This is a genomic window from Siccirubricoccus deserti (genome assembly GCF_014283215.1).
GTDB classification, from domain to species: domain Bacteria; phylum Pseudomonadota; class Alphaproteobacteria; order Acetobacterales; family Acetobacteraceae; genus Siccirubricoccus; species Siccirubricoccus deserti.
The window spans coordinates 1-9,700 of record NZ_JACOMF010000092.1; the positions used below are offsets into that span (position 1 = coordinate 1).

The 9,700-nt window shown below is 66.2% G+C and carries 7 protein-coding genes and 1 pseudogene; 5 read left to right on the top strand and 3 right to left on the bottom strand.

Translation table 11 applies throughout. The features are described from left to right. On the top strand, positions 1-418 hold a 418-nt coding region (locus tag H7965_RS27025), incomplete at its 5' end, for an integrase core domain-containing protein (protein ID WP_186773649.1). A gap of 60 nt (positions 419-478) precedes the next feature. Here H7965_RS27025 and H7965_RS27030 read toward each other — a convergent pair. Next, positions 479-663, bottom strand: a pseudogene (locus H7965_RS27030) (IS3 family transposase); the annotation flags it as partial. A 75-nt stretch (positions 664-738) separates the two neighbouring features. On the opposite strand from H7965_RS27030, the gene H7965_RS27035 reads away from it, so the two are divergent. After that, positions 739-1,761 (top strand): IS110 family RNA-guided transposase, encoded by a 1,023-nt coding sequence (locus H7965_RS27035; RefSeq protein WP_186773655.1) that lies wholly within the window; start codon positions 739-741, stop codon positions 1,759-1,761. A gap of 669 nt (positions 1,762-2,430) precedes the next feature. Then, positions 2,431-3,924, top strand: a complete 1,494-nt coding sequence (locus H7965_RS27040; RefSeq protein WP_186773650.1) for a tripartite tricarboxylate transporter permease — start codon at positions 2,431-2,433, stop codon at positions 3,922-3,924. Positions 3,925-4,450: 526 nt separating this feature from the next. Here the strand turns inward: H7965_RS27040 and H7965_RS27045 are convergent. After that, a complete protein-coding gene (locus H7965_RS27045) occupies positions 4,451-5,239 on the bottom strand; it encodes a Crp/Fnr family transcriptional regulator (RefSeq protein WP_186773651.1) in 789 nt (262 codons plus the stop codon). A 514-nt stretch (positions 5,240-5,753) separates the two neighbouring features. On the opposite strand from H7965_RS27045, the gene H7965_RS27050 reads away from it, so the two are divergent. Then, entirely contained in the window at positions 5,754-7,037 is a 1,284-nt protein-coding gene (locus H7965_RS27050) for an HWE histidine kinase domain-containing protein (RefSeq protein ID WP_229682819.1), read from the top strand. Between the two features lie 354 nt (positions 7,038-7,391). Here H7965_RS27050 and H7965_RS27055 read toward each other — a convergent pair whose 3' ends face one another. Beyond that, positions 7,392-8,210, bottom strand: coding sequence for a tellurite resistance TerB family protein (locus tag H7965_RS27055; protein ID WP_186773653.1), 819 nt, complete (start codon positions 8,208-8,210; stop codon positions 7,392-7,394). 396 nt (positions 8,211-8,606) lie between these two features. Between H7965_RS27055 and H7965_RS27060 the strand changes: the two genes are divergently transcribed. Further along, the gene (locus tag H7965_RS27060) at positions 8,607-9,398 is read left to right on the top strand and encodes a DUF3489 domain-containing protein (RefSeq protein WP_186773654.1); all 792 of its coding nucleotides are present in this window, start codon (positions 8,607-8,609) and stop codon (positions 9,396-9,398) included. The last annotated feature ends 302 nt before the right edge of the window (positions 9,399-9,700 follow it).

Sequence of the window (9,700 nt, forward strand, 5' to 3'; positions counted from 1 at the left end):
GGACTGGGCGACGCGGAAGGTGCTGGCCTGGCGGGTGTCGAACACCATGGAGGTGGAGTTCTGCCTCGAGGTGCTGGAGGAGGCCTTGGGGCGGTTCGGGCGACCGGGGATTTTCAATACCGACCAGGGCAGCCAGTTCACCTCGCCGCGGTTCACCGGCGTGCTGCAGCAGGCCGGAGTGCGCATCTCGATGGACGGCCGTGGCCGCTGGATGGACAATGTCTTCATCGAACGACTATGGCGCAGCCTGAAGTACGAGTGCGTCTACCTGCACGCCTTCGAGACCGGCTCGGAGTTGCGGGCCGGGTTGTCGAAGTGGATCGGCTACTACAATGCCGGACGCCCACATAGCGCGCTGGCCGGGCAGACCCCCGACGAGACCTATGGGGCGGACGAGATGGCCAAATTGGCGGCCTGACGACAACCAGGACCGAGCTTATCCAGGCCGCCAAACTGTCCGACCGATGGGGACCACTTCACGGAGATGGTCCACCATCGCCCGGCAGCGCGCAGGCTTCATAGTTTGCGGCGGACAACGTCCTGCCGCATCTCCTTGTCGAGCGACAGGTCAGCCACCAGCCGGTTGAGGCGGACATTCTCCTCCTCGAGTTGCTTCAGCCGCCGCATCTCGGACGGCATCAGCCCGCCGTACTTCTTCCGCCAGCGAATGGCATGGACTGCTCCCCCCTCCCCAGCCGCGCTAGCCTTGGGTCGGCCAGTCACGAGGGAGGAAAGGCCATGGAACTCGGTGTGCTCGGGATCGACCTATCGAAGAACCTGTTCCAGCTGCACGGTGTCGACTTGGCCGGCCGGGCGGTGCTCCGAAAGCGGCTCCGGCGCGACCAGCTCCTGCCGTTCATCGCGGCGCTGGCGCCCTGCACAATCGGCATCGAGGCATGTGCGAGCGCCTTCCATTGGGCGAGGGAGTTCGAGCGGGCCGGGCATGTTGTCCGCATCATCAGCCCGCAATTCGTGAAGCCCTTCGTGCGCGGGAACAAGAATGACGGCAATGACGCCGAGGCGATCTGCGAGGCCGTGCAGCGGCCCAACATGCGATTCGTACCCGCAAAGACTGTCGCACAGCAGGACATCCAGTCCTTGCACCGCTGCCGGCAGCGTCTGGTGAACCACCGCACAGCCCTGATCAGCCAGATGCGAGGCATCCTGCTCGACCGCGGCATCGTCTTCGGCAAATCCGCCTCACGGGCGAGGAGGCTGATCCCACAGATCGTCGCCGATCAGGGCAACGCGCTGACGGTCATGGCGCGCGAGATGCTCGCAAGCCTGTTCGAGTTCCTGCAGCAGCTCGACGAGCGCATCCGGGACTTCGACCGGCGCATCGAGGCGGTGTTCCGTCAGGACCCGGCATGTCAGCGCATCGCCAAGCTCGAAGGCGTCGGCCCGAAGACCGCGACCGCCATCGTCGCAGCGGTCGGCGATGCCAAGGACTTCGAGAACGGCCGGCACATGTCAGCCTGGCTTGGCCTGGTGCCGCGGCACCAAGCCACGGGCGGCCGGATCGTCATGGGCGGCATCAGCAAACGGGGCGACCAGCACCTCCGAACCCTGCTCGTACACGGCGCCCGGGAAGTCGTGCGCGTCAGCGTCGGCAGGAAAGACCCTAAGAGCCAATGGGTGAACAACTTGGTCAAGCGCCGAGGCACCAACCGCGCCATCGTCGCCGTGGCCAACAAGAACGCCAGGCTCATCTGGTCGCTCCTGGCGAAGGGTGAGGAGTACCGGCGGCCAGCAGCCGCATAGGTCCTTGCCACCAGCGTTGCGAGCGTCACGAGGGAATGGGCAATAGGTCATCAAGCCGACGCGCGGAGAGCCTGGCTTCTATCGCGGCCACCCCATAGGCCGTCCATCGGTTGAGGCCCGCGCGTGCGGATTTGCCATTCGGGCGCCGGGGGTAACCCCGAGGCGCCGGATACAGGTACGCAAACTGGCCGTCACACCCAGCCCAAAGAACGCTTGCGCAAGGGGAGCAGTCCATACAGGTAGTAGGTCTGGATCGAGATCCCCGCCTTGCGGCAGACCTCCCCCGCCTGGCGCAGGGTGCGGGGCACTGCCACGCACGGCGATCTGCTGGTCGGTGAGCAGGGACCGCTTCATGGCCCGTCTCCTCAGTCAGCGCTTCCGAACCTAACCAAGAATTTTCCCACTTTCGCCGGTCCAGAATTCCGGAGGCAGGTCAGCAGCGGCGCCCAGCACGGTTTTTCCCGGAACCGCGGCGAGGGAGACTGGTTGAACCGTTGGTCCCGGACAGAACGCGATCCGCTCTCCGTCGCCGCACGGGTGTCCGAACCGCCCGGACCCAATTCTGCCCTTGTACGAGGGAACGTCCATGCAGCCGGTCAATGACATGCCGCCCGCCGTGCTTCCCAAGACGTCCGCCCAGCCTGTCCTGCCGACATAGGAGCGACAGCGATGCTGGAGAACCTGCTGCTCGGCTTCGATGTCGCGCTGAGCCTCAAAAACCTAGCCTTCGCCTTCCTCGGCGCGCTGATCGGTACCGCCATTGGCGTGTTGCCCGGGCTTGGCCCGACCGCAACCATCTCGCTGCTGTTGCCGCTGACCTTCGGGCAGGAGCCGGTAACAGCCATCATCATGCTCGCGGGCATCTACTACGGTTCGCAGTATGGCGGCTCCACCACCGCAATCCTGCTGAACCTACCGGGCGAAATCTCTGGCGTGGTCAGCGCCATTGAAGGTTACCAGATGGCGCAGCAGGGGCGCGGTGGCGCGGCACTGGCAACCGCGGCACTCGGCTCGTTCTTCGCCGGCACTGTTGCTACCTTCGTCGTCGCAGCCTCCGGGCCGTTGCTGACTCAGGTCGCGCTGTCCTTTGGGCCGGCCGACTACTTCGCGCTGATGGCGCTCGGATTGATCGTTGCCAGCGTGCTCGCCCAGGGCGGTGTGGTGAAGGCGGTCGCAATGGTAGTGCTGGGCGTGTCCCTCGGTTTGGTCGGCACTGATGTGCAGACCGGCCAGCAGCGCTTCACCTTCGGCATCCCCGAACTGTCTGACGGTATCAACTTCGTCGCCTTGGCGATGGGGCTGTTCGGCGTCGCTGAGATCATGTTGAACCTGGAGCGCCCAGAGATCCGCAGCGGCCGGGTGGCCAAGCGCGGGCCGCTATGGCTGAGCCGCGAGGAATGGCGCTACGCAATTCCGGCGGCGATACGCGGCACCGTGCTCGGTACCACGCTGGGCGTGCTGCCCGGCGGCGGGGCGACGTTGTCCTCCTTCGGCTCCTACATGCTGGAACGCAAGTTGACCCGCCGCCCCGAACGTTTTGGCAAGGGCGCTATTGAAGGCCTAGCGGGGCCGGAAAGCGCCAACAACGCCGGCGCGCAGACCGCCTTCATTCCGTTGCTGACGCTTGGTATTCCGTCGAATTCAGTGATGGCGCTGATGGTGGGGGCGCTGATCATCCAGGGCATCCAGCCCGGGCCGCGGATGGTCACGGCGCAGCCCGAGCTGTTCTGGGGGCTGATCTGCAGCATGTGGATCGGCAACCTGATGCTGCTGGTCATCAACCTGCCGCTGGTCGGCATCTGGGTGCAACTACTGAAGGTGCCGTACAAGTTCCTTTATCCTGCGATTCTGGTGTTCTGCTGCATCGGCGCCTACAGCATCAACAACAACGTCTTCGATGTCTATATTATGATGGTCTTCGCGTTGGTGGGTTATGTCTTTTCGAAGATCAAGATGGAGCCGGCACCGCTGCTGCTAGGCTTCGTGCTGGGACCGATGATGGAGGAACATCTGCGCCGGGCAATGCTGCTGTCGCGTGGCGACCCGTCGGTCTTCGTGGAACGGCCGATCAGTGCCAGCCTGCTTGGCATTGCGGCCATTATGCTGGCGCTGATGCTGCTGCCCGCCTTACGGCGTCGCAAGGAAGCCGCGATGCGGGAATAGGTCATCGCTCGGCGGATGGGGAGACCCTGCCTTGAGGCCGCGAGGTGCTGGTACGAGCCAAAGTCCCCAACCGCGCGCGATCGGCAGACGTCTACATGGCGGTCTCCAGACAGGAAACCGCCCGCAGATCCAGGATCAGCCCGTCAAGCTGGTCCCATCATCCCTTCGCAAACTGGCCGTCACACCCAGCTCACAGGACGCTTGCGCAAGGGGAGCAGTCCATACAGGTAGTAGGTCTGGATCGAGATCCCCGCTTTGCGGCAGACCTCCTCCACCGCCGTGCCCTCCTCCGCCTGGCGCAGGGTGCGGGGCACTGCCACGCACGGCGATCTGCTGGTCGGTGAACAGGGACCGCTTCATGGTCCGTCTCCTCAGTCAGCGCTTCCGAGCCTAACCGAGAATTTTCCCACTTTCGCCGGTCCAGAATTCCGGAGGCAGGTCATCGGTACCCAGAGCGGGGCGCCCCGTCTTGCGGCATTGGTTAGCCGCCGCTTGCCGGCCTATAGAAATTCCTTCGGCGGCTTCTTCATCGCGGCCGATCCTGGGCTCTACCGCCGCGGCGTGGTGGTGTTGCTGCCGAAGGCCCAGCACACGCGCGTGGACGAGGTGCTCTGCGGACGAACTCGGCACGGATGATGCCATAACAGGGGCAGGCGGCGGCCTCGAGCGCGTCACGGTCAGGGATGGTGACGATCCCGCGCGCGTAGCGGAGTATCCCCTCCCGCTGCAGCGTCGATGCTGCAACCGAGACGCTAGCCCGCCGCACGCCTAGCATCTGGCTCAGGAACGATTGGGTCAGCGGGAAGCGCGGCGCCCGATTCACCTGGTCATGCGTCATGAGCAGCCAGCGTGCACAGCGCTGCTCGATCGGGTGGACGCGGTTGCAGACGGCCGTCTGCGCGACCTGGTTCAGAAGTGCCAGGACATAGCGCAGCAGCAACGCCCGGAAGACCGGGTTCACGTCCAACGCCGTGCGGAAGGTGCCTGCGGCCATGCGCGAGGCAGCGCCTGGAATCTGGCAGAAGGCCCGGCTTGGCATGGTCGTCGCCCCCAGCAGGATCGCGACGCCGACCATACCCTCGTTACCCACGGTGGCGATCTCGACGGAGCGGCTGTCAGGCACCTCGCTAACCAGAGACACGACGCCCCGATGCGGGAAGTAGATATGACTGATCGGCTCGCCCGGTGCGTGGAGATCCTGCCCGGTCGCCAGTCGGATGGTTTCCAGCCCGGGCCGAAGGCGATCCAATTCTTCGGCTGGCAGCGCACTGAGCAGGCGGTTGTCCGTACTTGTGGTCTCAGTCGGGCACAGCATGGGTTGGGCTCCCTCCGGTCACCCCTCACAGCGGCCCGTTCCGGCCGGTTCGGTCAGGCTCGCCTTTATTCCTACGCGCCACCGCTGCACGGCATCCCCTCATGTATTGTTTGCGTCTCCATGTGCGCTGCCGTACATAAGGACGCGCAGGTCGGTAGCGTGGCGGGTAACCAGTCGGGGACCCGCCGGTTCATCAGGCCGCAGATGAGGCTGGCGCAGGACCGCGGCCTGCCAGCCTCTCGGCCCCGGCCAAATGACTCAGGGGCGCCGCCCCGCGAACCGTCCGGAGGCACTCCGGAGCGCTGCTGCCTGTCCCAACAGAACGCGGCCGAGCCGCTCAGGCTGCGCCTTTCCCGGGTCGTGGTGCCCTGACGAGACCGCGGCTGCAGCCAGGCAAGCCGACAGCACGGGCTTGGGCATTACATTGCAAAGGGAGGAAGCTATGGCGGGTAATGAGAGGCAGGAGGGGACGCCAGCTGCCCCGGGGCCCGCTGACGGCGAGAACGTGGCTAACTTGGCACGTGAGCGCGACGCCTTGGCGGCGGAGGTCCAGGTCCTGAAAGCCGCCCTGGGGAAGACCGCGACCGAGAACGCGCCCCAGAGCGGCGGCGCCAGCGCACAGTCGGCCTGGGAGGCGGCAGAGTTACGCGCCGGAGAGGAAGAACGGCGCCTGTCGTTGCAGGAGGCGCACCTCCTGGCCGAGAACCTTGAGGCGGCCAACGCAGCCTTCATCCAAACGAACCTGGAACTCAAGCGGCGGGTTTCCGAGTTGAAGATCGAACTGGAGGCGGCCAGGGCCGCGCTCCGTACAGGCGAAGAGCATCTGCGCCTCATCTTTGAGAGCGCGACCGAGTACGCGATCTTCACCCTCGGCCTTGATGGCCGGTTCACCAGCTGGAACCCGGGGGCGCAGCGCATCCTTGGCTTCACTGAGGATAAGATCCTCGGGCGCCCTGCAGACGTCATCTTCACCCCCGAAGATCGCGAGGCCCGGGTACCCGAAATGGAGATGTGCCGTGCCGCGGAGGAGGGCCGCGCCGGGAATGAAGGCTGGCGCCTGCGCGCCGACGGTTCGCGGTTCTGGGGGTCGGGTCAGACCATGCCGCTCGTGGACAGTGATGGACAGTTGCGGGGCTTCCTGAAGATCCTGCGCGATCAGACCGAGCGCCACCAAAGCAAGGAGCGCCGCGCACTGCTGCTCCGCGAACTTGGCCATCGGGTCAAGAACGCACTCGCCACAGCGCAGGCCGTGGCGGCGCAAACCTTGCGCCAGGCCGGGGCGCCCGCCGACCTTCGGGCGACCTTCGAGGCGCGGCTCATGGCGCTAGCGCGCTCCCATGACATGCTGTCCCAAAGCGACTGGGAGGGCGCGCCGCTGCACGAGGTGGTCGAGCGGACACTCGAACCCTACGCCGCGGACGGCGAGGTGGGACGTGTCACGGTGAACGGACGCCCGGTTCGCCTTGCGCCAAACACCACGGTCACTCTCAACCTTGCGCTGCATGAGCTAGCAACCAACGCCGCGAAGTATGGGGCGCTATCGTTGCCAGGCGGTCGTATCGAGGTCACATGGGACCTGGAACAGCGACTTAGGAACTCGGCGCCTGCAGTCACAATTTTCTGGCGCGAGCGGGGTGGGCCACCGGTGCGACCACCCGAGCGCCGCGGCTTCGGCTCGCGGTTGTCGGAGCATGCATTGCCGCACGATTCAGGCGGCGAAGTCACGCTCAACTTCCCGCCGGAGGGCGTCGAGTGCCGCATTCGCCTGCCGCTTGTGGTCAGGGAGCGCTTGGCATGACCGTGAGAAGCAAGGGAGGCCAGTCACGACCCGCACCACACCAAGCTCGCAAGAGGCCGCAGGATGAACCTGGTGGGCCATCTAATCCAGCAGCTCGATATCCAGGCACGAACTCATTGAAGTCCACGCGGCTGACAGCGCCAATGGGGAACCTTGTTGCACAGAACGGCGGTGTGGACGTATGAGGCCCTACCCTCATCCGGGCTCATGCGATGCATGCGTACTCCGGGCGCCGCAGATCCAGCATACGACTCAGGACTTCGGCGGCGGCGGCCATTTGGGCAGGCCGCAGAAGACCTCCGCGGCGAACTCCCGCTGGCTTACCAGTAGGTTGGGCGTGGCACAGAGTAGCGCTCAGCCAGTTGATGAATTGTTCGGTCCCAGTGCCGCATCGGCCTGACGATCTAGGTGCGCGACCAAACCATCCGGCAACTTGAGCCGGTGCGCGAGCGCCTGGAGATAGGCGCGCTCGGCAGGCTCGTCCGGATCTACCGCAAGGCGGGATACCAAGTAGATCTCTGAAGCCTGCTCGGGCGTCTTGGCAGCGGCGGCGACCTCACTTACCCCGATCGGGGCGTCCAGCGTGTCAAAGACGAAGGCCTTGGCCTCGGCGTCCAGACCGGCCTTATCCACCTGCTCAAAGATGCGACCCCGCTCAGTGGCGTCGATGTGGCCGTCTGCGCGGGCGGCGCCGATCATGGCCCGAATCAGCGACAACTCGAAGGGCTCCCCGCTGGCCGCCGTGGCGGTAGCTGGCAAGAAACGCGGCTCCACATTGTCCATGTCATGCGCAGTAGTAGTCTTTGCGGTCGCCGGCGCCTGTCCGGCTTGCCAGTTCTGCCAGGCACGATGCGCCAGCGCGCCGAGCAGCGCCGCGCCACCATGGCTCAGCATCCCGCCACCACGCTTGCCGCCCTTCTTGCCGAGCAACAGACCCAGCAGTCCACCAGCCGCGGCGCTGCCGACAAGGCCACCAGCACCGCCGGCGCCCCCAAGAAGCTGCTGCGCGGCTTCGGTCAGCCCGCCGCCCGTGCTGCTGGCGCCGGACGACGGCTGTGTCGCTCCCCAAGGGGAGACGGGACGGCCAGGCCGTTCCGAGGCGCGACCGGACAGGGTGCCGGCCACCCCGCCTGGGCCGAGGAAGCGGTCGAGAAGGGCTTTGGCGTCTATCATGCGGGGGAGATTGGGACTGGACACAGAGGGCACAAGATTACCGGCTGTTTATGTTCGCGCCAGTGAGCAGCACGGGGGTGCCGCTCGAGCGCGACGGAGTGCCAAGGAGCGATTACCCGAGCCTCAGGTCACCAAGTGCGACACCGGCGCCACGCCTTGCAGACAGCGGAGCCACAGCGCCTCGAGGTCGGTCGAACCGTCGCGGTTGACTTTGCTGATTTGCGGGAAGGCATTGTCGGCCCAGCGAGCGCATTTCCGCTTCACTTCCCCCAGCCACAGAGCGAATGGTCGGACGCGCGCCGCGGCAGACGCCGGCGCGCCGCCCTCACCGAGCTCATCGGCGGGGCTTCGGGTCGTAGGACCTGGCTGATCGGGTCCTGCACCAGGAGCCCGACCATGACCCTCTCCGACACCCAGCGGCAGATCCTCACCGCCGCCGCGCAGCATGACGCTCGGCTTGCTGCTGCGCCCGGAGGTCTGCTCGCCGCCGCCCGCAATGCGGTGTTCCGCAGCATGCTGAAGCACGGCTTGCTGACCGAGGTCCCGGCGCAGACTGAGTACGTCGGCCTCGGCTGGCGGCAGGACGATGCCGGCACATGGATCGCGCTGCGTCTCACCGACGCTGGGCTGCAGGCCATCGGCGAGGCCGCGGCAAAGGGCAGTTCCGAACCTTCCACCGAAACCATGCCCGCATTGGCCTGTAGCGAGTCACCAGCGGCAGCGGCGTCCAGCCCCGTGGTGACTAGCGGCGAAGCCGTGGAAGCCCCTGGCGCCCCCTCCACGGGCCAACATGGGGCATCGGCGCGGCTGAGCCTCCGCGCCGCCGCCCGTGCCCTGCTTGCCGCCTGGGACGCGAACGATGGCGTGGCACTGGCGCCCGCCGTCGCCGCCCTCCGCCGCGCCGTGCCGGCCCGCACCGCGGCCGCGCATAGCATTGGTCCGCGCCAACCTAGCCAGGGCACCAAGCAGGAGGCGGTGCTGGCCCTGCTGCGCCGGCCTGAAGGTGCGACCGTCGCCCAGATTGCCGAGGCCACCGGCTGGGCCAACCACACCGTCCGCGGCTTCTTCGCCGGCCTGAAGAAGCGCGGCATCGATGTCACCGTGCTGGAGCGCATCCGCCAAGTCGGGCCCGACCATCAGGGCGCCAAGGGCAGCTACACCATCTACCGCATCGCCGAGGCCGGCTGATGCGACTTGCACCGCATGGTGGTTCCAAGCTCGCGGTGGAGCGCTATCGGGTCTCGACGTCGAGCAAGGCGCCCACAACCTAGAGCAAGAAACCCGATCAGGTCATCCTACCTGATCGGATATCGCTCTAACGTAAGCGTCTGGCCTCCGCCGCCTTCCCTGGCCGCTGACGTCGGTTGAGGCTGGTGGCCTTAACGTCGGGCGTAAGGTCGGCTGTAAGGTCATGGGCAGCGGGGCGGTCGAGATCATCACCGGGCGCGAGCGGCGGCGCCGTTGGAGCGTAGCCGATAAGCTCCGCATCC

What these genes read in the sequence shown, in the direction of transcription:
- H7965_RS27035 (WP_186773655.1), top strand. Translation starts at nt 739, where the DNA reads ATGGAACTCGGTGTGCTCGGGATCGACCTATCGAAGAACCTGTTCCAG.
- H7965_RS27040 (WP_186773650.1), top strand. Translation starts at nt 2,431, where the DNA reads ATGCTGGAGAACCTGCTGCTCGGCTTCGATGTCGCGCTGAGCCTCAAA.
- H7965_RS27045 (WP_186773651.1), bottom strand. Translation starts at nt 5,239, where the DNA reads ATGCTGTGCCCGACTGAGACCACAAGTACGGACAACCGCCTGCTCAGT.
- H7965_RS27055 (WP_186773653.1), bottom strand. Translation starts at nt 8,210, where the DNA reads ATGATAGACGCCAAAGCCCTTCTCGACCGCTTCCTCGGCCCAGGCGGG.
- H7965_RS27060 (WP_186773654.1), top strand. Translation starts at nt 8,607, where the DNA reads ATGACCCTCTCCGACACCCAGCGGCAGATCCTCACCGCCGCCGCGCAG.